Below are 24,351 nucleotides of genomic sequence, written 5' to 3' on the forward strand. Positions count from 1 at the left end.
CAATCAGGCGGCCTGAATCGCCTCGATCATCGCGGGACCGAAGCGCTCGGCAGGCTTGTCGCCGACGATGCGGGCAAAACTCGCCATGTCTGCGGGGCGCATTTTCACGATCTTGGTGATCTGAATCGCGGTCAGGCTCATCGGTTTCAGCGTGCCGCAATCGCCGCGCACCAGATCGTGATGGATCACCTGCAACCGGTCGAAGAGATCGCCGCCACCGGAGCTTGCCAGTTTGCGCCGGGCGGGGTGCATCTCCGGCACCGGCGCGCCGAGAATGACGGTCAGAAACAGATCGCCGTAACGTTCGAGTTTTTTCGCCCCGACCCCACCGATCCGGCCCATCTCGTCGAGCGTCTGCGGACGTTTTTCCGCCATCTCGATCAGGGTGCGATCCGCGAAAACCACATAGGCAGGCACGCGGGCCTCTTCGGCCAGCGCGCGGCGTTTCGCCTTGAGCGCGGAGAGAAGCGGCGCGTCTTCTTCGGAGACCAAGGCCTTGGCGACCGGACCTTTGCGGGCCTTGGCAAGCGTGTCCTTGCGCAGCGTGATGGTCGCGTCGCCCTTGAGGATCGGCATCGCCGGTTCGGTCATATAGAGCGCACCATGGCGTTCCGGGTCGGGGCGCAGAAGGTCAGCGCCCATCATCTGCCGGAAAATCGCGTTCCACTGGCGCTTGTCATACTCCTTGCCGATGCCGAAGACCGAAAGCTGGTCATGGTTCCACTGGCGAACCTTGTCGGTCAGGTTGCCGGTCAGCACATCGATGAGATGGCCTGCACCAAAGCCCTGATCACAGCGGAGCACGGCAGAGAGCGCCTTGCGCACCGCCGTGGTGCCGTCGAAAATCTCTGGCGGGCTGTCACATAAGTCACAATTCCCGCAAGGCGCAGCCTCTTCGCCAAAGAATTTGAGCAAGGTCTGGCGGCGGCAAACCTGCGCCTCCGCCAACCCCAGCAACGCGTTGAGACGGGCATGATCGGCGGCACGGCGCTCGGGCGGCGCGAGACTTTCGTCGATCTGGGTGCGGCGAAAGCGGATGTCGTCGGGGCCGAAGAGCGTGAGCGTCTCGGCGGGCGCGCCGTCGCGACCGGCACGACCGATTTCCTGATAGTAGCCCTCGACAGATTTCGGCAGGTCGGCGTGCGCCACCCAGCGGATGTCCGGTTTGTCGATCCCCATCCCGAACGCGATGGTGGCAACGACGATCAGCTCATCTTCTTGTTGAAACCTCCGCTCGACCTCACGCCTGCGATCCGGCTCCATCCCGCCGTGATAGGCGAGGGCCAGATGCCCGGCGTCAGAGAGCGCCTTGGCGAGGCTTTCAGTCTTGGCCCGCGTGCCGCAATAGACGATGCCGGACTGGCCTTTGCGGGCGGAGGCAAAATCGAGGATCTGACGCCGCGGGCTGTCCTTGACGGCAAAGGCGAGATGGATGTTCGGACGGTCGAAACCCCGCAGAAAACTTTCGGGTTGGCTGCCATCGAACAGGCGGGTGACGATCTCCGCCTGGGTTTCTTCGTCGGCGGTGGCCGTGAAGGCCGCGAGCGGCACGCCCAGCGCGCGTTTGAGATCGCCGATGCGGAGATAATCGGGGCGGAAATCATGACCCCATTGCGAGACACAATGCGCCTCATCCACCGCAATCAGCGACACGTTCGCGCGGCGCAGCATCGGCAGGGTGCCACCGGAGGCGAGACGTTCGGGGGCCATGTAGAGGAGTTTCAACTCACCGCGGGAAAGCGCACCGAAAACCGCGTCGTTTTCCTCTTCGGTATTGCCGGAGGTCAGCGCACCGGCGGCGACACCGGCGGCTTGCAGCCCCTGTACCTGATCGCGCATCAGGGCGATCAGCGGCGAGATGACAACGGTGAGACCGTCGCGCACCAGAGCGGGGAGTTGGAAACACAGGGATTTGCCGCCGCCCGTGGGCATGATGGCAAGCACGTCACGCCCGGCGACCACGGCCTCCACGATCTCCGCCTGACCGGGGCGGAAATCGTCAAATCCGAAAACGGAGGATAAAAGCCCCTGTAAACGCCCCTGTGTCGTGTCCATGTCGCCTGCTCTTTATGATTGGCGACAGAATCGCATGCGGGGGCGCGAGGCTCAAGGGGCTTTCCGGCGGGAAGGCTTAGTAGAACATGCCCGCATTGTTGTAGATGATCCGTTCGATCGCATAGATCGCGATGAAGGCCACCAGAGGCGCGAGGTCCAGACCGCTCATCGGCGGCAGGATTTTACGGATCGGGCGATAGACCGGCTCGAGAAGGCGTGAGAGGCCTTCCCAGATCTGATAGACCAAGGGTTGGCGCACGTTGAGCACCTGAAAATTGATCAGCCAGCTCATGATGATCTGAACGATCATGACGAATTTCACGACGCCGAGGATCATCAGCAGGATTTGCATCAAAGACAGCATATGTTCAGGTTCCCAAATTAACGGTCGTTCTCTCACCTAAGGTCTCTGTCCCGGTCGCACAAGGGCGCCCGTCGCCTCCCTCTGCCGCAACCTGTGCCGCAACGTTCGACTTGACCTTTGCGCCCGCAGCAAGACAGTGGCGCATATGTATCCTTTCGTCCGCATGTTCTATCAGGCCTGGAAATATAAAAACGCGCCCAAACTCGGCCTCTTCGAGCCGCATTATTCCCGGCATATCTGCATGCCCTGGGACATTGACCTGTGGCTGGAACTGAATAACGGCAGAACCTTAACAATCTTTGACCTTGGGCGGGTGCCGATGTCGATCCGCAACGGCACGGCGAAGGCCGCGAAAGAGGGTGGGTTCGGCATGGCGGTCGCGGGGGCCTCCGTGCGCTATCGCCGGAGGGTGACGACGTTTCAGACCGTGGAGATGGTGACGACACCGATCGGGTTCGACGACAAGTTTCTCTATATCGAACAGTCGATGTGGGACCGGAAAGGCGAATGCTGCAATCACATCCTGATCCGCGGCGCGGTTCTCAAAAACCGCCGGATGGTGCCGCCGCGGGACCTTTTGAAGTGTCTGGAGCCGGGGGTCGAAAGTCCGGAGCTGCCGGATTGGGTGAAAAACTGGATCGCCGCAGATGACACACGGCCCTGGCCACCCGCGAGATAAGCAATCTTAAGCGTTGCGTGTGCGACACTTTGCCTGTTCTATCGCCGCAACTGAGGCGAGAAGGACAGGCACATGGCGAAACCGAGCCATCGCAAACGCATCTGGGGCTGGATGATGTACGATTGGGCGACGCAGCCCTTTCACACGCTGGTTGTCACCTTCATTTTCGGGCCTTATTTTGCCGAACAGGTGATCGCCTATCTGACGGCGGGCGGCATGGATGCCGCGCATGCCAAGGCGGAGGCGCAATCGATCTGGGGCTACGGGCTGACGGCTGCGGGGCTGATGATCGCCCTGTCCGCACCGGTGCTGGGCGCCATTGCCGATGAGAGCAAGCGGCTGATGCCATGGATCTGGCTGTTCTCGGCGCTTTACGTGATCGGGTCGACGGGGCTCTGGATCGCCTCGCCGGAGGATTTCCCTACCGTTCTGGTGCTGGTTTTCTTCGCTTTGGGCCTGATCGGGGTCGAATTCACCACGATTTTCACCAATGCGCTTTTGCCCGCTCTGGGCAGCCGCGAGGAGATCGGCAAGATCTCCGGCAATGGCTGGGCCTGGGGCTATTTCGGCGGGATCATCGCGCTCGTGATCATGCTTCTGCTCTTTGCAGAGAATACCGCGGGCGTCACGCTTTTGGGCAGCGCGCCGCTGTTCGGCCTCGATCCCGCGACGCGCGAAGGCACGCGGTTTGTCGGGCCTTTCGTGGCGCTGTGGTTCGTGATCTCGATGGTGCCGTTCTTTCTCTGGGTGCGGGAACCGAAAAGCACGACGCCTGTGCAGCCGGGGGCGATCGGGCGCAGCATCGACGAGTTGATGAAGACCCTGCGCAGCCTGCCGAAGCGGCGTTCGCTTTTCGCCTTTCTCGGCTCTTCGATGTTCTATCGCGATGCGCTGAACGGGGTATTCACCTTTGGCGGCATCTATGCGCTTGGCGCGCTGGAATGGAGCGTCGTGCAGATCGGCGTCTTCGGCATTCTGGCCGCTTTCACAGGCTCGGTTTTCACCTATTTCGGCGGCATCGCGGATCAGAAGTTCGGTCCGAAACCGGTGATCCTCTTTTCCATCGCCGTACTGATCAGTGTCTGCCTCGTGATCCTCACGATCACGCGCGAAAGCGTGCTGTTCACGGTGGTCGAGACGGGAAGCAAACTGCCCGACATCGCCTTTTACATCTGCGGCGCGGTACTTGGCGCAGTGGGGGGCATCATTCAATCGGCCTCCCGCACGATGATGGTCCGACAGGCCGATCCCGAGCGGATGACCGAAGCTTTCGGCCTCTACGCGCTTTCGGGCAAGGCGACCACTTTCCTCGCACCGGCACTGATCGCCGTGGTGTCGGATGTCACGAATTCTCAACGCCTCGGCATCACTCCGCTCATCGCCCTTTTCATTCTGGGGCTGGTGCTGCTAGCTTGGGTGCATCCGGAAGGTACAAAGGTCCCTGATGATGCGTAAATGGTTGAGCCTGGCTCTGGTGGCGACTTTGGCCGCCTGTGTGGGCGGTGAAAAAAACAGTGCGCCGACGCCGAAAGTCTCGGTCTCCTCGTCGGATCACCGTCCGGCCAAGGACCTGTTCGGCCCCATTGCCCTGCCCTCGCAACAGGTGCCCGAATCCTTCGGCAGCTATTCGCAGGGCTGTCTGGCCGGGGCGTCGCAGCTTCCTGAAACCGGACCGACATGGCAGGCCATGCGCCTGTCGCGCAACCGCAACTGGGGTCAGCCGGTCCTCGTCGATTTCCTTGAAGACCTGTCGCGCAAAGCCGCCGCGCAGCCCGGCTGGAACGGGATTTACATCGGCGATATGAGCCAGCCGCGCGGTGGCCCGATGTCCTCGGGACACGCCAGCCACCAGATCGGGCTCGATGCCGATATCTGGATGCTGCCCGCGACCCGTCTCGATCTAAGCCGCGCCGAACGCGAAAGCCTGTCGTCGATCTCGATGCAGCGCACCTCCGGTGCCTATACCAATGCGAGCTGGACACGAGCGCATCACGAGATTCTCAAGGCCGCCGCCTCCGACCCGCGCGTGTCCCGGATTTTCGTCTTTCCCGGCGCGAAAGTGCAAATGTGCAAGGACGAAAAAGGCGACAAAAGCTGGCTTCGGAAAATTCGTCCGTGGTGGGGACACCACTATCATTTCCATGTGCGGCTGAACTGTCCCAAGGGCGATAAATACTGCGTGGATCAGGCAGCCCCCCCGCCAGGTGACGGGTGTGACGATGCGCAGGAATGGGTGAACAACATCCTCAACCCGCCGCCGCCCGATCCCAATGCCAAGCCCGCGAAACCGAAACCTCCGATCACACTCGCAACACTGCCCGCACAATGTTCCGCCGTCTTGTCCTCGCGCTGATCGCGAGCGCCCTGCCCAGCCTGTCACAGGCAGCAACGTTGAAATATCTCGGGTCCTATACATGGATCTCCGCCGATGCGCGTGTCGGCGGATTGTCTGGCCTTGATCTGTCCGGGGACGGGCTGTCGTTCTGGGCCTTGTCGGACCGTGCGATGCTGTTTCAGGGCGATCTGAAACGCGATGAAAAGGGTGTCGTCAAAGGCGCTTTTGTCCGAACCGCGCAAGGATTTCTGACCTCGGAAGGCAAGCCTCTGCCGCGCTACGATGACGACAGCGAGGGGCTTGCCGTCTCCGACACGGGCGCGATTTTCCTGTCGTTCGAAGGCCATCACCGGGTGGCGCAGATGGACCCGGAGACCGGATGGCTGACCGATCTGCCCAGTCACCCGGATTTCAAAGGCATGCAGACGAACTCGTCGCTCGAAGGGCTGGCCGTGGCTCGCGACGGAACACTTTATACGCTTCCCGAGCGCTCCGGCGAGATGACCCGGCCCTTTCCGCTCTACCGCTATCGGCCCGGTTCGGGATGGGATCAGCCCTGGTCGATCCCGCGCGACGGCACGACGGATTTCCTGCCGGTGGGGCTCGATATCGGGCCGGACGGGCGGCTTTATCTTTTGGAACGCTGGTTCACCGGGCTGGGTTTTGCCACCCGCGTGCGGCGGTTCGATCTTGGCCCGGATGGGCCGGAGAATGAACAGATCTTGCTCAGAACCCTGACCGGCACCCATGACAATCTCGAAGGCATCGCCGTCTGGGGCACGCCCGAGGATGTGCGGGTGACCATGGTCTCCGACAACAATTTCAAGTTCTTTCAACGCACGGAATTCGTCGATTACCAGGTCGAAGAATAACACTTGATTTGTCGCCGGGCGGGGGTTAGACCGCCGCACCGCCCCGCAATGGGGCCGAGTTGCCGTCACCTTCGATAAAAAACGGGTCACATCATGAATCGTATCCTTCTTGGCGTTCTCGCCATGGCCGCCATTGTCGTGGCCTCCAATATCCTCGTGCAGTTCCTCATCGCGGATGGGCTTCTGACATGGGGGGCTTTCACCTATCCCTTCGCCTTTCTCGTCACCGACGTGATGAACCGCGTCTATGGCGTCGCCTCCGCGCGCAAGGTCATCCTTGCGGGATTCGTCACCGGAATCGTCTGTAGCCTCATCGGCACGCAGATCACCCTGCAAGGCGATGGCTATACCTATCAGGCCGTGGCTCTTCGCGTGGCCATCGGGTCCGCCATTGCCTTCCTCGTCGCCCAGCTCACGGATGTGTTCGTGTTCGACCGGCTGCGGGAGGGGACGTGGTGGAAAGCGCCGTTTGCCTCCTCGATCATCGGTTCCGCGCTCGATACCGCGATCTTCTTTGGCATCGCGTTTTCGCAGAACATCCAGATCTTTGGCCAGACCGCCGATATGGAGGTCTCCTGGGCCTGGGACTCTGTGCCGTTCCTTCTGGTCGGTGCGCCCGTTCCGCTCTGGATTTCGCTCGCGGTGGCCGATTGGTGTGTCAAACTTGCTCTTGCTTTGATCGCTCTCGTGCCTTTTCGCCTCATTGTTGGGCGTCTTACCGCACGTATGGTATAAATTAACTTGCTATATACCAAATCTGTGCCACCATCATCTTATCGGCAATTCATCGAAAGGAGGTGGTCCAGTGTCTAGAGTGATGTTGGAGAGCGAGGTCAAGACAGTCGGGGGGGCCGCCACCTAGAGGCAATCTTCTAGAGTGAAACACTCCTGATTGGGTGTCCTAACTGACCCCATCTCCTGAGATCTCGGAGGGCTGCTCTATCTGGCAGCCCTTTTCCGTGTCTGCCCTTCCGCCTCCGGTTTTGCCCTTTTTATCCCTGTCGGATATACGTCGGCTTCGCGTCGGACTTTTGTATGTCATCTCTTTTGGTCAGGTATTCCCCTGATCTGCCCTGAACTTTCCGGATCATCCCCATGCCCCTCACCGTCACCGACCAGATCGAGATCGCCGATTGGGAGATCACCGAGCAGTTCGTCCGCTCCTCCGGCCCCGGCGGGCAAAACGTCAACAAGGTCTCCACGGCGGTTGAGCTGCGCTTCGAAGCGGAGCGGTCTCCAAACCTTCCTGCACCGGTCAAGACCCGGCTGCGACGACTGGCGGGGCGGCGCTGGACCAAGGAGGGGGCGATTGTCATTCAGGTCGAAGAGACCCGGTCGCAGGCGCGCAACCGCGAGATCGCGCGGGAGCGTTTGGCGGAGCTGGTGCAAAAGGCGCTGGTGGTGCCGAAACGCCGGGTGAAGACAAAGCCGACGAAAGGGTCGGTCGAGCGGCGGATCAAGGCGAAGAAGGAACGGGGGGAGGTTAAGAAGATGCGGGGGAAGGTGGAGTGATATTCTAAATATATTGGATGACTAGTTTCATCTAAAGGCTAAAGTAGTAACATCAATTTTGGGAGAACAAATGAAGACCTTAGAATATATTATACCGGCAACCACCAGCATCATCGGTGCCGTCATAGGAATATTCGCATATAATCAGTCATCTAGCCAATCCGTCGCCACTTATGCCGAACGAATTAAGTCAAATGAAATCATCATTAGTAATAATGCTGATCGCTTAAAGGAGGCAGAAGTAAGCCTGAAAAATATCGAAAAGCTCTTTATACAGATGCCAAACAATGAAAGCATCGATAAACTTTACGCCGAATTTATTGAACTTTCAGAGAGGTTGGACGCCCTGTCTGTAGACACATCAATTAGCACTACAATTTCTCCTGAAGAAGTCGCCGAAATTTTAGTGCGAGACTATTCAAACGAGCTACGAGGACCAACCGGACCAGAAGGACCTAAAGGAGAACAAGGGCCTGCCGGAAGCAATTTATCCGTAAAAACTCCAAATGAAGACTTCATCATTTCAGCAAGTTTTACATCAATCTATGATGCGCAATATATGGATGATATCGAATTCAATCTTCTTTCATGCCAAAGCGCCGGCCAACGTGTAGATTGCACTTTCATTCTAAAAAACGCGAGCAACGAAGCTCAGAGTGTCACTTTTGATCGCGATTCGAGAATCTCCTTACCGTCAGGAGAATGGGCCTATGTATCTAGTCTTTCAATCGGAGGCGGATCAGAAAGATCTAGTACATCCGCAAAGCTCAGCCCAAATATTCCAACCAAAATGCACATGGTATTCAATACGGACACGAAGGATTATGAGGGTCTTTTAAGTGTGGAAGTAATAGACCGATGGGACAACACTATTACCTGGAGAAACGTCACATTAATACACTAAAAATATGGGTACATTCACACCGCTAGCCACTAAACCACAACCTCCATCGCCTCCTGCGCCCCTACCCCGAACACCCGTTTATACCGCGCGACCTCATCCGCCGGGCCCATCGCCTTGTTCGGATTGTCCGACAGCTTCACCGTCGGTTTGCCATTCGCCGACACCGCCTTGCACACCAGTGAAAACGGCGCCAGGGCGTCGTCGGGGGTCAGGCCGCGGAAGTCGTTGGTGAGCAAAGTACCCCAGCCGAAGGAGGTCTTCACCCGGCCTTTGAACTGTTGGTGCAGTTCGATGATCTTGTCGGTGTCGAGCCCGTCGGAGAAGATGACGAGTTTTCTGGTCGGGTCTTCGCCGCGGGACTTCCACCACGCGATGGCCTGTTCCGCGCCGGACGCCGGATCGCCAGAGTCGATGCGGATGCCGGTCCAGCCCGCGAGCCAGTCGGGGGCGCGGTCGAGGAAACCTTTGGTGCCGTAAGTGTCGGGCAGGATGATGCGCAGATTGCCTTCGTGCTCGTCCTGCCAGTCGCGCAGCACGTCATAGGGGGCTTCGGCCAGAGCCTTGTCGTCACGGGCCAGCGCCGAATAGACCATGGGCAATTCGTGGGCGTTGGTGCCGACCGCTTCGAGATCGCGCATCATGGCGATGTGGCAATTCGAGGTGCCGGTGAACTTGTCGCCCAGACCCTCGACCATGGCCTGCACGCACCAGTCCTGCCAGAGGTAGGAATGGCGGCGGCGGGTGCCGAAATCGGCGATCTTGAGGTCGTCAAGCGGTTGCAGCGTTTTGATCTTTCCCCAAAGCTTGGTCATGGCGCGGGCGTAGAGCACCTGAAGCTCGAATTTCTTCATCGGGCCGAGGACGGCGCGGGAACGGAGCTCCATGAGGATCGACAGCGCGGGGATTTCCCAGAGCATGACCTCGGGCCAAGAGCCTTCGAAGGTCAGTTCGTATTGGCCGTCGTGTTTTTCGAGCTGATAGGCGGGCAGGCGCAGGTTCTCGAACCATTCCATGAAATCGGAGCGGAACATCTGGCGTTTGCCGTAAAAGGTGTTGCCGCGCATCCAGGTGCTTTCGCCACGTTTGAGCGACAGGGAACGGACGTGGTCGAGTTGTTCGCGCAGCTCGCCCTCGTCGATCATCTCGGCGAGGCGGATGTCCTTGGAACGGTTGATCAGGGAAAAGGTGACGGTGGTGTCCGGTTTGTTGCGGAACACCGACTGGCACATCAGGAGCTTGTAGAAATCCGTGTCGATCAGGGAGCGGACGATCGGGTCGATCTTCCATTTGTGATTGTAGACACGGGTGGCGATGTCGACCATGTGAAAAGGCCCCTCTTCCTGTAACCGCCCTGTTAAAGCAGGGCGGGCAAGGGTTTGGCAAGGTTGATGTTAACGCTCACGTTTGGCTCATTTGTCCCGCGGCGTCCAATCCGGGTCCTCGACGCCCCGCCGCGACAGGCGCAGGGCAAGGCCGAGCGCGATGCCGGTGCCGATGGCGACGGTGAGATCGGTCAGCACGGTGAGCACGAGGGTGATGAGCAGAAGCGCCACATCGGAACGCCGCCCGCGCAGGTAGGCGCCCCAGCGATGCGGTTCGGACATGTTCCAGGCGGTCAGCAGCAGGAGGCCGGAGAGCGCCGGAAGCGCGAGATAGCCGGCCAAGGGCGCGGCCAGCATCATGATCGCAAGGAGCACCAACGCGTGGACGATGCCCGCGACCGGGGTCTTGCCGCCCGCGCGCACGTTGGTGGCCGTGCGGGCGATGGCGCCGGTGGCGGGCAGGCCACCGAAGAGAGAGGAGCCGATATTGGCCCAGCCCTGTGCCATCAGCTCGGCGTTGGAGCGGTGTTTGCCGCCGATCATCCGGTCGGCGACCATGGCCGAGAGTAGGGATTCGACTCCGGCGAGGAAAGCGATGATCAGGGCGGAGGGCAGCAGTTCACGCAGGGTCGCAAGGTTCAGATCCGGCAGATGCGGCGCGGGCAGGCTTTGCGGCAACTCGCCGAACCGGGAACGAATGGTCTCGACCGGCAGATCGAACAGCGCCACGGCGGCGGAGGTCAGGGCGACGGCAACGATGAGCCCCGGCAGACGCGGAAAGGCACGACGCAGCAACATGATGAGCACCATCGTCGCAAGCCCGATGCCGAGAGCTGCGGGGTTCAACGCGGGAGCAGCCTTGATCAGGGCCGGGATTTTTTCGAGAAAATCCGCGGGGAACGGTCCGGCGAGTCCGAAGAAATCGGGGAGCTGGCTCGTGCCGATGATCACGCCGATGCCGATGGTGAAACCGTTGATCACCGCCTCGGGGACATGGCGCACCAGTTGGCCCGCCCGGAACAGCCCGGCAATGATCAGGACGATGCCCGCGAGGAAGGTCGCGGCAACGAGGCCGGAATAGCCATGGGTGGTAATGACCCCGGCGACGACGACGATGAAGGCACCGGTGGGGCCGCCGATCTGGACCCGGCTGCCGCCCAGCGCGGAGATCAGGAAGCCCGCGACGATGGCCGTGACAAAGCCCGCGGCAGGGGCGGCGCCCGAGGCGATGGCGATGGCGATGGACAGCGGCAGGGCCACCAGTGCCACAGTGATCCCGGCGAAGACATCAGAGCCGAACTCGGCCCGAGTGTAGGTTTTCAGCGTGGTGAAAAGCTTCGGTGTCATGGCCCTACAGGACCTCCACCCCGGCGGCCTTCATACCGTCGATTGCCGCCGCAAGAGAGCCATTCATGTCGATGGCGCGACACAAATCGGTGCGCACAGTGACGGTAAATCCGAGTTTGGCAGCGTCGACGGCGGAGAAATTCACACAGAAATCGGTGGCCAGCCCGACCAGAGTCAGCGTGTCGATGCCACGCGTGCGCAGATAGCCTTCGAGACCGGTGGGTGTTTTGTGATCATTCTCGAAAAACGCGGAATAGCTATCGATCGCGGGATTGACCCCCTTGCGGATAATCAGATCGCCGGTGGTCACGAGATCCTTGTGGAAGGCTGCCCCGTCGGTCCCTTGAATGCAATGATCCGGCCAGAGCACCTGCGTGCCATAGGGCATTTCCATGGTGGAATAGGGCGCGGCATTGTAAGTGCTTGCAAAGGAGCTGTGGCCGCCTGGGTGCCAGTCCTGCGTCAGGATCACGGCGGGAAATTCGGCCATGAACGCGTTGACCCCCGGCACGATTTCGTCGCCGCCAGCGACGGCGAGCGCGCCGCCCGGGCAGAAATCGTTTTGAATGTCGATGACGATCAGGGCTTCGTTCGCTGCGCGCATGGGAGGTCTCCTTTGCGCCAAGTGGTAGCGCTCCATGGGCGATGGGGCAAGCTTGGCGTCGCGTCCGCCTTTCGACATCCCCCCCTCTCGCTCGGAGCCCCTCTCCCAGAACGTTAAGGTTAATCAGACTAAGGTTAACGCGAGGGAGAAGAGGGCGAAAATCGATCTTCGGGTCTATTGGGCTGGATTTGGACCTTATCCGACCCGCATCCGCAGCAACCGCCCGCCCCGGTCAAAGGTGATCAGCCACATGCCGATCTTTTGCCGCGCGACGCTTTGCAAGTCTTTGGCCGTTCGGATTTCTGCGCTGTTCACCTCGACAATCCGGTCACCGGGCCGGAGACCGAGACGGGCGGAGGGGCCTTGGGCGTCCAAAAGAACGACTCCCTCGGACATCAGCGCAAGGCCGTATTCGTCAATCAGCGCAGGCGTCAGATCGGCCACCACCAGCCCCCCCAAAGGACCGGAAGAGGTGATCTCGACCGTGTCGGTTTTGTCCGATCCGGGAGCCGCAATGAGAGACAAATCCAGCTCAACCGGCTCTCCGGCACGCAGAGCGGAGAGTTTGACCGAAGCTCCGACCGGCAGGATCGACAACCGGTATTCGAGATCGGAGGGAGAGAGGATCGGCTGATCGTCGAGGGAGAGAAGCACATCGCCCGCCGTCAGGCCGAGTGTCGTGAAAGGGGATTGCGGGTGCAACTCGGAGAGCACGACACCTTCGGGGCGGTCGAGCCCAAGGGCCTCGGCGACCGCGTCGTCCACGGACTGTGTCGAAACGCCGGACCAGGGGTGAATGAAACGGGTCTGGCCCGCCTCGGCCTGACGGGTGAATTCGCGCACGAGATTGGCCGGGATGGCAAAGCCGATGCCGTTGGAGCCACCGGAGCGCGACAGGATCGAGGTGTTGATGCCGACGAGACGCCCCGACATATCGACCAAAGCGCCACCGGAATTGCCCGGATTGATGGCCGCATCGGTCTGAATATAAGACCCCGCGCCGCCGGGGATCGCCGAACCGGAGCGGGCAAGACCCGAGACGATGCCGGAGGACACGGTCTGACCGACCCCGAAGGGGTTGCCGATGGCCAGCACCAGATCGCCGACCTCGAGCGCATCGCTGTCGGCCAGAGGCAGGGCGGGCAGGTCGGTAGCGCCGTCGAGACGGAGCACGGCGACGTCGGCGTCCTTGTCGGCGAGGATCACCTCGCCCTTGTATTCGCGCTTGTCGGAGAGGACGACGCGGATGTCGGAGGCCTCGCCCACGACGTGATAATTCGACACGACAAGCCCGTCGCCCGAGACAATCACCCCGGAACCAAGCGAGCGTTGCACACGTTGGCGCGCCGGGCCAGAGCGGAAGAATTGCGAGAAGAACGGATCGTCCGCGAAGGGAGAGAGGCGTTCCTCCACCACGCGGGAAGCGTAGATATTGACCACAGAGGGCGAAGTTTCCTTGACGATGGGGGAGAAGGAAAGCTGAATTTCAGCACGGCTTTGCGGCACTAGGGAAGTCTCGGCAAAGGCCATTTGGGCCGGGTTAGAGACGGTGAGAGCCAGAAAAACGGCAAGGATTGCGCTGCGTGTCATTGCGGGGCCTCGTGACAGTTCCTCGGATGCGATTAGATGACGCGGGCGGGCCGTGCTTTGCAAGCTCTTGCCTGATCACGGCTTGCGGCGTATCGAACACATCATGTTTACCGTCTGCGCACTCTATCACTTCACCCGCTTCCCCGACCCTGCCGCCTTGCGGGGGCCGCTTATGGAGCTGTGCCATGCCGAGGGCATCACAGGCACGCTTTTGCTGGCCAAGGAGGGGATCAACGGCACGGTGGCCGGGCCGACACCGGCGTCCATCGAGCGGCTGGTGGCGCATATCCGCGGCCTGCCGGGATGCACCGATTTCGAATACAAGCTGTCGACGGCGGAGGAGCAGCCGTTCAACCGGATGAAGGTTCGGTTGAAGAAAGAGATCGTCACCATGGGACAGCCCGATGTCGACCCGAAGGCACGGGTTGGACACTATTGCACCCCCGAGGAATGGAACGAACTGATCTCTGCGCCCGACGTGGCGGTGATCGACACGCGCAACGATTACGAGGTGCAGATCGGTACGTTCAAAGACGCGATCGACCCGCAGACCAAGACCTTCCGCGAATTCCCGCACTGGTGGGAGGAGAACAAGGAACGGTTCCACAACAAGCGGATCGCGATGTTCTGCACCGGGGGGATTCGCTGTGAGAAATCGACGAACTTTTTGCTCGGGCAGGGGATCCAGGAGGTCTATCACCTCAAGGGTGGGATTCTGAAATATCTCGAAGAGATGCCGCAGGAGGAGAGCCTCTGGGAAGGCGAATGTTTCGTGTTCGACGGGCGGGTGTCCATCGGGCATGGGCTGACCGAGGGGCCGCATGAGCTTTGCCATGCCTGTCGGCGTCCGATTCTGCCCGAGGACAAGCGGCGTCCGGAGTATGAGGAAGGCGTGTCCTGTCATCAGTGCATCAATGAGTATGACGAGGCGCGCAAGGAGCGGTTCCGCGAGCGTCAGAAACAGATCGCCTTGGCAAAGGCCCGCGGCGAGCGGCATTTCGGAACCGGTGTGCCCTCCGAGAAATGAAGTTATCGCACTTAACGCCATATTAACCCAAATCCTGTCACAACCCTACAGAGAAACACCCCAACCGTTTCGCCGTAGGGATTACAATGACAGCTCACCCCATCAAGGTATTGTCCGTCTTCGGAACCCGCCCCGAGGCCATCAAGATGGCCCCTGTGGTCGGTGCTCTGGGTTCTGCACAAGGCATCACCTCCGAGATTTGCGTCACGGCGCAACATCGGGAAATGCTCGATCAGGTTCTGAACCTGTTCGACATCCGGCCGGAATACGATCTCGATCTGATGCGCACGGGACAGGGGCTGCACGATCTGTCCGCCATGCTCCTCAAAGAGTTGAAACAGGTTCTGGATCAGGCCAGACCCGATCTCGTGCTGGTGCATGGCGATACCGCGACCACGGCCATGGCCGCGATGGCCGCCTATTACAATCAGATCCCGGTGGGTCATGTCGAAGCCGGTCTGCGCACCGGCAATATCTATTCGCCCTGGCCCGAAGAGGTGAATCGCAAGCTCACCGGCACGATCAGCGCGTTGCATTTCGCACCGACGGAAAAATCCCGCGCCAACCTGCTGACCGAGAATGTCGATCCGGCAACGGTGCATGTCACCGGCAACACGGTGATCGACGCGCTGATGAGCGTGGTCGCGCGGCTCGAACAGGACAGTTCGGCACAACAGGCGCTGGTTGAAAGAACCGGAATTCAGCCCGGCAAACGGGTGATCCTTGTCACCGGGCACCGGCGCGAGAGCTTTGGCGGCGGCATGGAGCGGATCTGCCATGCGCTGCGCGACCTGGCGGAACGGCCGGATGTCCAGATCATTTATCCGGTCCATCTTAACCCTAATGTAAGGGAACCCGTGGAACGGTTGCTCGGCGGCCGGGAGAACATCACGCTGATCGACCCTCTTGATTACTATCCTTTCATTTTCCTGATGAGCCGTGCGGACATCATCCTGACGGACAGCGGCGGCATTCAGGAAGAAGCGCCCTCGCTCGGCAAACCCGTGCTCGTCATGCGCGACACGACGGAACGGCCCGAAGCGGTGGATGCCGGCACGGTCAAACTGGTCGGGACGGATAAGGAAAAAATCGTGAGCGAGGTTTCGCGCCTTCTCGACGATACGGCGGCTTATGCGGAAATGAGCCACGCTCATAACCCATATGGCGATGGCAAGGCCTCGCAACGGATCGTTACGGCGATCCAGAGCTGGGCGATGACAAGATAGAGGTGTTTCCAGTGAAAAAGTACGGGTTTTCGAAAATCAACATCATCGGGCTTGGATATATCGGCCTGCCGACGGCGGCGGTCTTCGCCTCTGCGAACGTGCAGGTGCATGGGGTCGACGTCAGGCCCGACGTGGTCGACACGATCAATGCGGGCGGGATTCACATCGTCGAGCCCGATCTCGACATGATCGTGCGCGACACCGTAACGCGGGGTTCTCTGACCGCCTCGGTGACGCCCTGCCCCGCCGATGCCTTTGTCATCGCGGTCCCCACGCCTTTTGTCGAAGAAAGCCACGCCGCCGATCTCAGCTATATTCGGGCGGCGGCGAAATCCATTGCGCCCTATCTGGCGCGGGGCAATCTCGTGGTGCTCGAATCCACCTCGCCGATCGGGGCGACGGATCAGATGGCGGCCTGGCTGGCCGAAGAGCGTCCCGACCTGAGTTTCCCGCAACAGGCGGGAGAGGCCGCGGATATCATGGTCGCGCATTGTCCCGAACGGGTTCTGCCCGGCCATGTGATGCGCGAGCTGTTCGAGAACGACCGCATCATCGGCGGTATGACCCCGCGCTGCGCCCGGCGTGCGACGGAGCTTTACCGCATTTTCGTCAAGGGCTGTTGTATCCCGACCAACGCGCGTACGGCGGAATTCGCCAAGCTGGCCGAAAACAGCTATCGGGACACGAATATCGCCTTTGCCAATGAGCTTTCGCTGATTTGCGACGAAGTCGGTGTCGATGTCTGGGAGCTGATCGAGCTGGCCAATCGCCATCCGCGTGTGAACATCCTGCAACCCGGCCCGGGCGTCGGCGGGCATTGCATCGCGGTCGATCCGTGGTTCATCGTTTCCTCCGCGCCCAAGACCGCACGGCTTATCCGCACCGCGCGCGAGGTCAATGACAGCAAGCCGCTTTGGGTGCTCGATCAGGTGCGCGAAGCCGGGGAGGCGCTTGGGCAAATCGGTCGCAAGCCGCGCGTCGCCTGTCTCGGGCTCGCGTTCAAACCCGACATCGACGATCTGCGGGAAAGCCCGGCGCTCGATATCGTTTGCGAGTTGAGTGCCAGCGACGCGTTCGAGGTGTTTGTCAGCGAGCCCAACATCTGTGCCCTGCCCCCGGCGCTTGCGGGCAAAGCCGAGATGATGACGGCAGAGGCGGCGATCGAGGCGGCGGATATCGTCTTGCTTCTGGTCGACCACCGCCCGTTCAAAAATCTTGCCGTGCCGCTCGGCAAACCTGTGATCGACACCCGCGGCATGTGGCGCCAAAGCCGGGGCATGTGGCACCAAACCCGCCACGCGGCGTGACATCGCACGATGGGACAGGTCTTCGCACAGGAACGGCTTTTGCGCGGCACGCTCTCGGCCGCCCGTCACATGCGGGTGCAGCGGCCCGGTTTCGATGTCGCCCCTGTGCTCATCGACCTGCTCGAAGGCGCGTCCGATACGCAAGACGTCCTACCGATCGCGGCACAGGCGATCGAATTGAGCCTGCCGGATGTGGTCCGCGCGGCGCGCAATCGCCTTGTGACGATGGGGGCTGCGGCGGGTGTTCTGGAGATGCTGGACAGCCAGACGACAGAGGGATTGTTCCTGATGGACAACATCGCCGGACTGCCCGGCACACCCATCGCCCCCGTCGAAAACCGCATCGCTTATGTGAGTTACAGCAGCCTGCCCTATCACTCGACGGGCTACGCGAACCGGACGCATTTTCTGGCGCAGGGCTTGCGCGCGCAGGGGCTCGATCTTCGCGTGATTTCGCGGCCCGGCTATCCCTGGGATGAACCCGCCAATACGCTCGAGGCCCCGGTTCCGGCGGCGAGTTGTGTCGAGATGCAGGACGGCGTGCCCTATCATCGGCTGAAGGCGCCGGGGTATCTTTCCTGGGACAATCACGCGGCCTATGTCCGGCACTCCACCGAGGCGCTTGAGGCCTGTTTCCGCAATCTCAAACCCGCGCTTGTCATCGCAGCCAGCAACCATGCCTGTGCCATGCCCGCTTGCCTTGCCGCCCGCCGGATCGGCGTACCTTTTGTCCATGAGGTGCGCGGGTTCTGGGAGGACAGCCGGGCGGCGCGCGAGCCGGGTTTCATGGGGTCGCGGCAATATTTTCTCGAGCGCCATTGGGACGGCGAAGTGGCGCGGCGGGCGGATCGGGTGGTGACGCTCGGGACGGCGATGAAACGTGAGCTGGTGACACGTGGCGTGCCAGCGGGTCGGATCACCGTCGTGCCCAATGGGGCCACGGAGGATACGCCCCGCGCCCCGGAGACACGGAACGCCGTGCCGGTGATCGGCTATGTCGGAAGCTTTGCCGCCCATGAGGGGCTGGAGCTTTTGATAGAGGCCTGTGCCGCGCTGAAACAGGATGGGATCGCGTTTCGGCTCTTGCTGGTGGGCGATGGCAAGGGGGGCGGCGCCGGACGGGGCGCGCGCCGGGCTTTGCTGGACCTATTGGCGGAGCGGGGCCTGTCGGATCGGACCGAGGCGCCGGGTCGGGTCCCCCCGGAGGTCGCGCGCGCCTATGTGCAAAGCCTCGACATCGCGGTGTTTCCACGGCTGCGCAGTCGCGTGACCGAGCGTGTCACACCGCTCAAACCGATCGAGGCGATGATGGCGGGCAAGGCGGTCGTCGCCTCCGATGTCGGGGGCTTCGATGACATGCTGGGCGCGGGCCAGACCGCTTTGCGATTTGCCGCGGGCTCGGTCGACGGGTTGTACAACACGTTGCGGCGGCTGTTGCAAGACGGAGACCTGCGAAGGGCGCTTGGCGCACGGGCGCAGGCCAGAGCACAGGCCGATTTCCTTTGGCCAACCATCTGTGCGGGCTATGCCGCATCGCTCAGGCAAATCACCGGACAGATCGCCGGGCAAACCGCAGGGCAAACCGCAGGGAGGACCGCGCATGAAACCGCGTGATCCCAGCGTGGAAGAAATGACGCTTTTGACCGAACGTCTCGATGCGTTGGAGGCGGCGCTCTGCGCGCAATCCGACACCGCGTCTCACCGAGAAAAGGAACTTCGCAGACTGCGCGCGGAACTTCGCGACATCCAGAACAGCCTGTTCTGGACAGTGACCGCGCCGCTGCGTCGTCTCGCGAAACTGGGCAGAAACATCTTGAGGGCACGACCAGACACATGACCATGACAGACATTCCCCTGCCGCCGGTGACCGATCCGCTTCTGAAACTGTTGCGAGAGTATTACGGCTATAAATATGTCGAATTGCATGGCCGCAATTCCGGCAAAGGATTCTACACGCAGCATGACTGGCGGCGGATTCAATACGGTATCGAGCTTCTCGATCCGGACAGCCGCTCGATCCTCGATGTCGGCGTCGGGCCTTCGGCCCTGTTGAATTACCTGCAACTCGGCAAACGCTACGAGACGATCACCGGGATCGATCTCCGGCGCTATTCCAAGCAGATTCTGGTCGACGAACAGACCGATTTTCGGGTGATGGATGCGACCGCGCTCTCGTTCGAGACTGACAGTTACGACACGGTCGTCTGTATGGAGGTGCTCGAACATATCCCCGGCGATGCCATGTTCACGGCGCTGGAAGAATTGCGTCGGGTGGCGAAAAAGCAACTGATCGTCTCGGTTCCCTTCGATGAGCCACAGCCCTTGCCGCCCTATCACCATCAATATTTCGATGCTGCGCGCATCGCTGAGGTGTTTCCGAAGGCCGAGATTCATGTGCTTCAACGCCCCCACCGCAAGGGTTGGCCCTGGGCGATTGCAATCGAAACCTTTTGAGGCGCACTGTGACAGGCACGGGACATTCCATGATGGCCAAGACCCCCCAAGACACCGCCGCGAAGGGCACCGATCTCAAGGAACTCGTCAAGCAGCTCGCGAAAGAGCAACAGCGGCGCATGGACTGGGAGCGGGCGTATCACGAGATCGCACAGTCCAGTTCCTTTCGCATCGGCCATACGATGGCGCGGTCCCTGAGCAGTTTTCGCGGCATTCTGGCGCTTCCTTTGCGGCTGATGCGGGAGGCACGTGCCATTTTGGCAAGCCGAACGGCAGACAGGACGGTCCCAATCCCACGCCCACGCTATGCCTCTGCTCCGGTCAGCTATGTGAACCTCGGGGGCGAAACGGATTGGATCGAGATTTCGGTCAAGCCCGGGGAACGGGTGTGCATCGAGGGACGCCTTTGGCTCAAGACCGTCACTCCCAATGCTCAGAAAGTTGCGCTTTTTACCGTGCAGTTCGTGACGCGTTCGGGCAGCGCGCTGAAATTCGATCCTTCCGACAATCTTGCATGGCTCGCGAAACAGCAATCGGCTCAGGCCTATGTGTTGCAACAGGATCAGCCCGTTTGCTTTGCTCAGGATCTGATCACCCCGGACCGGGCCGCGCGCTTGCGGATCGGTCTTGTCGGCTGGGAGGCGAAGAACGGGTTTGCCCGTCTCAAGGTGCAGCGGGATGCGGGATGCGTCCCTGCCCCACGCGGACTTCTGGCGCTCGGACATGTCGCCCCGTTCCTGCCGCATGCGCATCTCAGCCCGGAAGAGCGGGAAGCCCTGCCGAAACTGATCACGGTGACGGATGAATTCACCGCCGAATGCCTTGCGCCGGACACCCGAAGCGTGCGGATCGGCAAGAAGTCCTGGCAGGAGGACTTCCGGGACAACCGCGACGCTTTCGCCTTTTTTGCCGAATCCGCCTGGCGCGGCAATGACGGCGCGTGGAATTATGCCATGACCAAGCCGGAGAAATGGGGGCGCGAGCTGAGCGATCTGATCGAGGCCTGCAAGGGGGACGGCATTCCCACACTGTTCTGGAACAAGGAAGATCCGGTCAATTTCGACACGTTCATCGACACCGCCCGTCAGTTCGATCATGTGTTCACCACCGATGTCGGCTGCGTTCCGGCCTATGAGGCCCGTGTCGGACGGGGGCATGCCCATGTCATGATGTTCGCGGCGCAATCCTCGTTGCACAATCCGATCCGCAGCGAAGACAGGCAGAACCGCGTGGCCTTCACCGGGAGTTGGCGGGGGATCAAATATCCGAAGCGGGCGGAGTGGCTCGACCTGTTGCTGAGCCCGGCACAGGAACGCGGGGTTCTGGATATTTACGACCGGTTCAGTGACGAAAAGGAGAACCCCGACCTGATTTTTCCCGCGAAATTCCAGCCTGCGCTGCGGGGAGGCCTGCCTTATCCGGAACTGGTCGAACGTGTCTACAAGACCTACGACGCCTTTGTGAACGTGAATTCCGTGGAAGGCTCGGACACCATGCTGGCGCGGCGGGTGTTCGAGATCATGGGCTGCGGCGCGCCGGTGATGTCGTCCTATTCTCCCGCGATGGAAAAGGTGTTCGGCGATCTGGTGCTCATGCCCTCGACGGAGCAGGAGGCCGGCGACATGATCGACCGGCTTCTGGGCGACGCGCTTTACCGCGGCGCGCTTGCCACGAAAGGGGTGCGGCTGATCCACAGCAAGCACACCTATCGGCACCGGCTTCAGGAGATGTCGGAGAAAATCGGCAAGCCCTTCGTCGCCAAACCGGCGCGCAAGGTCTCGATCCTGTGCAGTTCGAAACGTCCGCAGTTTCTCGAGGACGTCGGGCGGCAGATCCGGGCGCAGACCTATACCGACACCGAAACGATCTTCGTCATGCACCGCGACGACATGGCCGAAGAGCAGGTCGCGCGTGCGCTGCACGGGGTGCGCAATCTGAAGATCATTCGCACGTCCGAGGAGAAATTCCTGGCGCATGCGCTGAACGATGCGATGCAGATCGCCGAGGGGGACACGTTCGCGAAATGGGATGACGACGATCTCTATGGGCCGAATTACATATTCGACTCGCTCCTCGGGTTCGACTACGCGCCACGAACCGCGCTGGTCGGCAAGAACAGCTATTTCACCTATCTGCAACAGTGCGACAAAACCTATCTGCGCTTTCCGGGGCGGGACAACCAGACGACCAATCTGGTGCATGGCGGCACGTTGATCTGGGACCGCAAGAAGACGGACGGGCTAAGCTTTACCCCGCAAAGACAGGGCACGGACACGGCGTTTCTGCACATGTTGCAGGAGCGGGATCTGCCCATCCTGTCGACCAACATCTTCAACTTCGTCCACATGCGCTATGCGGACATGGCGCAGCACACATGGAAGATCCGGGATGAAGATTACCTGAACGGCAAGACGAACTTCATCTGTGACGGGCGCCCCGGCGCGCAGGCCTACGCCTAACCGGGATAGGGGCCTCAGAACACGAACATGTCGGAGGTGAGCTGCTCCGTCCCGATGCCGGAGATGGTGATGATGTTGTTTTCGTCGAGGTAAATCTGCGCCGAACCGCCCGGCGTTTCCGTCAGGTGGTTTGTCACCAGATCCTCCCAGGACGTGATCTCCGTCACATCGCTCAGGTCGACGATCTCGCCCTCCGCGATGTCGAAATCGTAGATCGTGTCACGCCCGAAATCGTCCGAGAAGATGAACGTGTCCTTGCCATCCTGACCGTACAGAAGATCGTTGCCCGCCTCGCCGCGCAGCTTGTCCTCGCCCGAGCCGCCCCGCAACTGGTCGTTGCCGTCGCCGCCGAACATCGAATCTGCGTCACGGCCCCCCGACATGTAGTCATTCCCCGCGCCGCCCTTCATGTAATCGAGCCCGTTCGAGCCGTAGAGCTTGTCGTTGCCATCCTCGCCGTAAAGCCGGTCGTGCGAGGTGAAACCGTAGATCACGTCGTCGCCGTCGCCGCCGTAGATGATGTCGCGCTCCCGGCCGCCGTCGAGTGTGTCGTTGCCGCCGCCGCCATAGATCGTGTCCTGACCAAGCCCGCCGTAGATCGTATCCGCACCGTCTTCGCCATAGATCACGTCGTCACCGTCACCGGCGTCGATGACATCATCGCCGCTTCCGGCATAGATCTCATCGTTGCCCCCAAGACCGAAGATCTGGTCGTCGCCGCTGTCGGAAAAGATGATATTCACAAATTCCGTGCCGTAGATCGTGTCGTTTCCCACCGTGCCGTAAAGCTGAAACGCCGCCTGATTTTCCCCGCCTTCGAGATCGACGCGATCAAGGGTGAAAAGATCTTCATAGGAGAAGTCGGAGGCATAGAGATCGTATCCGTCATGCGAATAGAGGATCAGTTCCTCATCGCCATAGTGAATGCGGATGCCGGAGGGGACAGTCACGAAGCTAAGCTGATCGAGACTGTTGAGCCCTTCCCAATGCGACAGGTCGATCCGGTCGGTGCCGAGGCGGAAATCGCGGATGACGTCCGTTTCGCCATCTGCGGCGAGGACGAAGAGATCGGCACCTGAACCGCCCTGGAGCACATCGCTGCCAGTGCCATCGAAGATGACGTCGTTCAGACTTGTGCCGATGAGGGTCTCCGCCGCATCCGTTCCGGCGATGAGGCCGTTTTCTGCGGACATATCGACATAAAGATGGGTCAGACCGTATTCGCTTGAGGAACTGACGAAGATGTCGATGCCGTCGGCGTCCGCGTAGAGCGCGATATCGGAGATATTCTGAAGGGACATCGCCGCGCTGTCGTAGATATGCGACACGCAGGTCAGGGTGCCATCGGGCAACATGAGATAGAGCGCGACGCCGCCCTGATTGCCGCCAACCGCGAGATAGGTGTCGCCCTCATAGGCGATCGTCGCCACGGCGGTGACATTGCCGACATGGGACACACTATCGGAAATCACCTGATCGACCATGGTCAGGGTTCCGTCTGCCGCCATCTGAACGACATGGATCGAGGAGGAATCGTAAGCGCCGACGACGAGATATTGCACCCCACCGATCTCGACGGCAGCCATGGAGCTTGGGGTCGTGCCCCAGAACAGCTGATCGGCATCCATGGAGGCACGGGCGGTAAGGGTTCCGGTCGCCGTGTCGATTTCCCAGACCTGAAGCGTGTTGCTGCTTTGGGTTGCGGCGACGAAATAGCTGTGGCCGTCGATCTCGGTCACGAGAGAGGCGCCGATGGCATCGTTGTCCATATTGCTGCCATAAGACACGGTTCCAGCCGCGGAAATGGTCTTTTGCACCGTGTCGATCTGGAGCACCCCGATCTGCGCCTCGCCTGCAATGGCACCCAAAACGAGGATTTTTCCGGTGTCGAGCTGGATCGTGCTTGTGCCATAGAGATCGCCGGAGAAGGCCGTAACCGTCCCGAGGGAGGTGGAGGTTCCGAAGATGTCCGTACCGTTCGCGGTGATCAGACGAAAGGCCCCGGAGACGCCGCCACCGGTGAGGATGTAATCCTGCGCAGCGGTGTTGAGCGCGGTCAGATCGCCCTCGGCCCCGGCCGTCACCCCGGTCGAGAGCGTCAGAGCGTCGACCTTGACGAGAGAGCCGGATTGAAGCTCCCAAGCCGATGCGCCGCCGTCGTATTGCCCGACCATCAGAACGAATATCCGGCCATCGACCGTCACGACCTCGATGTCGGATGTATGCGAGAAATACTCTTCATACGCGACATGCTGTGTCGATATGTGTTGGATCGAGACCACGGTTCACACCCC

The 24,351-nt window shown here is 60.8% G+C and carries 21 protein-coding genes; 14 read left to right on the plus strand and 7 right to left on the minus strand.

Translation table 11 applies throughout. The features are described from left to right. Positions 1-3: 3 nt before the first annotated feature. Both recQ and V1475_RS03615 read right to left on the minus strand, forming a co-directional pair. A complete protein-coding gene (recQ, locus tag V1475_RS03610) occupies positions 4-2,055 on the minus strand; it encodes a DNA helicase RecQ (protein ID WP_479411658.1) in 2,052 nt (683 codons plus the stop codon). 76 nt (positions 2,056-2,131) lie between these two features. Beyond that, positions 2,132-2,419 carry a YggT family protein gene (locus tag V1475_RS03615; protein ID WP_066703172.1) on the minus strand — a complete coding sequence of 96 codons (288 nt, stop codon included), beginning with the start codon at positions 2,417-2,419 and terminating at the stop codon, positions 2,132-2,134. Between the two features lie 145 nt (positions 2,420-2,564). Between V1475_RS03615 and V1475_RS03620 the strand changes: the two genes are divergently transcribed. The 7 genes from V1475_RS03620 (at position 2,565) to V1475_RS03650 (ending at position 8,721) form a co-directional block, all read left to right on the plus strand. Beyond that, a complete protein-coding gene (locus V1475_RS03620; protein WP_479411659.1) occupies positions 2,565-3,098 on the plus strand; it encodes an acyl-CoA thioesterase in 534 nt (177 codons plus the stop codon). Positions 3,099-3,170: 72 nt separating this feature from the next. After that, positions 3,171-4,553: an MFS transporter gene (locus V1475_RS03625; protein WP_479411660.1), complete on the plus strand. Its 1,383-nt coding sequence runs from the start codon at positions 3,171-3,173 to the stop codon at positions 4,551-4,553. After that, the gene (gene mepA / locus V1475_RS03630; protein WP_479411661.1) at positions 4,543-5,451 is read left to right on the plus strand and encodes a penicillin-insensitive murein endopeptidase; all 909 of its coding nucleotides are present in this window, start codon (positions 4,543-4,545) and stop codon (positions 5,449-5,451) included. Before V1475_RS03625 ends, mepA begins: the two co-directional genes overlap by 11 nt. Then, a complete protein-coding gene (locus V1475_RS03635; protein WP_434289849.1) occupies positions 5,424-6,305 on the plus strand; it encodes an esterase-like activity of phytase family protein in 882 nt (293 codons plus the stop codon). The genes mepA and V1475_RS03635 overlap by 28 nt, the downstream gene beginning before the upstream one ends. A 93-nt stretch (positions 6,306-6,398) precedes the next feature. Next, positions 6,399-7,040, plus strand: a complete 642-nt coding sequence (locus V1475_RS03640; protein ID WP_479411662.1) for a queuosine precursor transporter — start codon at positions 6,399-6,401, stop codon at positions 7,038-7,040. Positions 7,041-7,400: 360 nt separating this feature from the next. Next, positions 7,401-7,817 carry an alternative ribosome rescue aminoacyl-tRNA hydrolase ArfB gene (arfB, locus tag V1475_RS03645; protein ID WP_479411663.1) on the plus strand — a complete coding sequence of 139 codons (417 nt, stop codon included), beginning with the start codon at positions 7,401-7,403 and terminating at the stop codon, positions 7,815-7,817. A gap of 70 nt (positions 7,818-7,887) precedes the next feature. Next, a complete protein-coding gene (locus V1475_RS03650) occupies positions 7,888-8,721 on the plus strand; it encodes a hypothetical protein (RefSeq protein WP_479411664.1) in 834 nt (277 codons plus the stop codon). A 29-nt stretch (positions 8,722-8,750) separates the two neighbouring features. Here the strand turns inward: V1475_RS03650 and pncB are convergent, their stop codons facing one another. From pncB to V1475_RS03670, 4 genes are all read right to left on the minus strand, one after another. Then, positions 8,751-10,043, minus strand: coding sequence for a nicotinate phosphoribosyltransferase (gene pncB, locus V1475_RS03655; protein ID WP_479411665.1), 1,293 nt, complete (start codon positions 10,041-10,043; stop codon positions 8,751-8,753). Between the two features lie 87 nt (positions 10,044-10,130). Continuing rightward, positions 10,131-11,390 carry a SulP family inorganic anion transporter gene (locus V1475_RS03660; protein WP_434289844.1) on the minus strand — a complete coding sequence of 420 codons (1,260 nt, stop codon included), beginning with the start codon at positions 11,388-11,390 and terminating at the stop codon, positions 10,131-10,133. 4 nt (positions 11,391-11,394) lie between these two features. Beyond that, positions 11,395-11,994: a bifunctional nicotinamidase/pyrazinamidase gene (gene pncA / locus V1475_RS03665; RefSeq protein WP_479411666.1), complete on the minus strand. Its 600-nt coding sequence runs from the start codon at positions 11,992-11,994 to the stop codon at positions 11,395-11,397. A 195-nt stretch (positions 11,995-12,189) separates the two neighbouring features. Further along, positions 12,190-13,584 (minus strand): trypsin-like peptidase domain-containing protein, encoded by a 1,395-nt coding sequence (locus tag V1475_RS03670; protein WP_479411667.1) that lies wholly within the window; start codon positions 13,582-13,584, stop codon positions 12,190-12,192. A 103-nt stretch (positions 13,585-13,687) separates the two neighbouring features. Between V1475_RS03670 and trhO the strand changes: the two genes are divergently transcribed. The 7 genes from trhO (at position 13,688) to V1475_RS03705 (ending at position 22,057) form a co-directional block, all read left to right on the plus strand. After that, positions 13,688-14,611: an oxygen-dependent tRNA uridine(34) hydroxylase TrhO gene (gene trhO, locus V1475_RS03675; protein WP_479411668.1), complete on the plus strand. Its 924-nt coding sequence runs from the start codon at positions 13,688-13,690 to the stop codon at positions 14,609-14,611. A gap of 86 nt (positions 14,612-14,697) precedes the next feature. Continuing rightward, a complete protein-coding gene (gene wecB / locus V1475_RS03680) occupies positions 14,698-15,837 on the plus strand; it encodes a non-hydrolyzing UDP-N-acetylglucosamine 2-epimerase (RefSeq protein WP_479411669.1) in 1,140 nt (379 codons plus the stop codon). A gap of 11 nt (positions 15,838-15,848) precedes the next feature. Beyond that, positions 15,849-17,144 carry a UDP-N-acetyl-D-mannosamine dehydrogenase gene (gene wecC, locus V1475_RS03685; protein WP_479411670.1) on the plus strand — a complete coding sequence of 432 codons (1,296 nt, stop codon included), beginning with the start codon at positions 15,849-15,851 and terminating at the stop codon, positions 17,142-17,144. Between the two features lie 9 nt (positions 17,145-17,153). Next, the gene (locus tag V1475_RS03690) at positions 17,154-18,758 is read left to right on the plus strand and encodes a glycosyltransferase family 4 protein (RefSeq protein WP_479411671.1); all 1,605 of its coding nucleotides are present in this window, start codon (positions 17,154-17,156) and stop codon (positions 18,756-18,758) included. Beyond that, the gene (locus V1475_RS03695) at positions 18,745-18,981 is read left to right on the plus strand and encodes a hypothetical protein (RefSeq protein ID WP_479411672.1); all 237 of its coding nucleotides are present in this window, start codon (positions 18,745-18,747) and stop codon (positions 18,979-18,981) included. The genes V1475_RS03690 and V1475_RS03695 overlap by 14 nt, the downstream gene beginning before the upstream one ends. Beyond that, a complete protein-coding gene (locus tag V1475_RS03700) occupies positions 18,978-19,598 on the plus strand; it encodes a class I SAM-dependent methyltransferase (RefSeq protein WP_479411673.1) in 621 nt (206 codons plus the stop codon). Before V1475_RS03695 ends, V1475_RS03700 begins: the two co-directional genes overlap by 4 nt. Before the next feature lie 29 nt (positions 19,599-19,627). Next, complete coding sequence (locus V1475_RS03705) at positions 19,628-22,057, plus strand: glycosyltransferase family protein (protein ID WP_479411674.1); 2,430 nt, start codon at positions 19,628-19,630, stop codon at positions 22,055-22,057. Positions 22,058-22,071: 14 nt separating this feature from the next. Here the strand turns inward: V1475_RS03705 and V1475_RS03710 are convergent, their stop codons facing one another. Continuing rightward, on the minus strand, positions 22,072-24,339 hold the full coding sequence (locus V1475_RS03710) for a calcium-binding protein (protein ID WP_479411675.1): 2,268 nt from the start codon (positions 24,337-24,339) through the stop codon (positions 22,072-22,074). Between the last annotated feature and the right edge of the window lie 12 nt (positions 24,340-24,351).

The sequence above is a fragment of the Celeribacter sp. SCSIO 80838 genome, assembly GCF_056498065.1.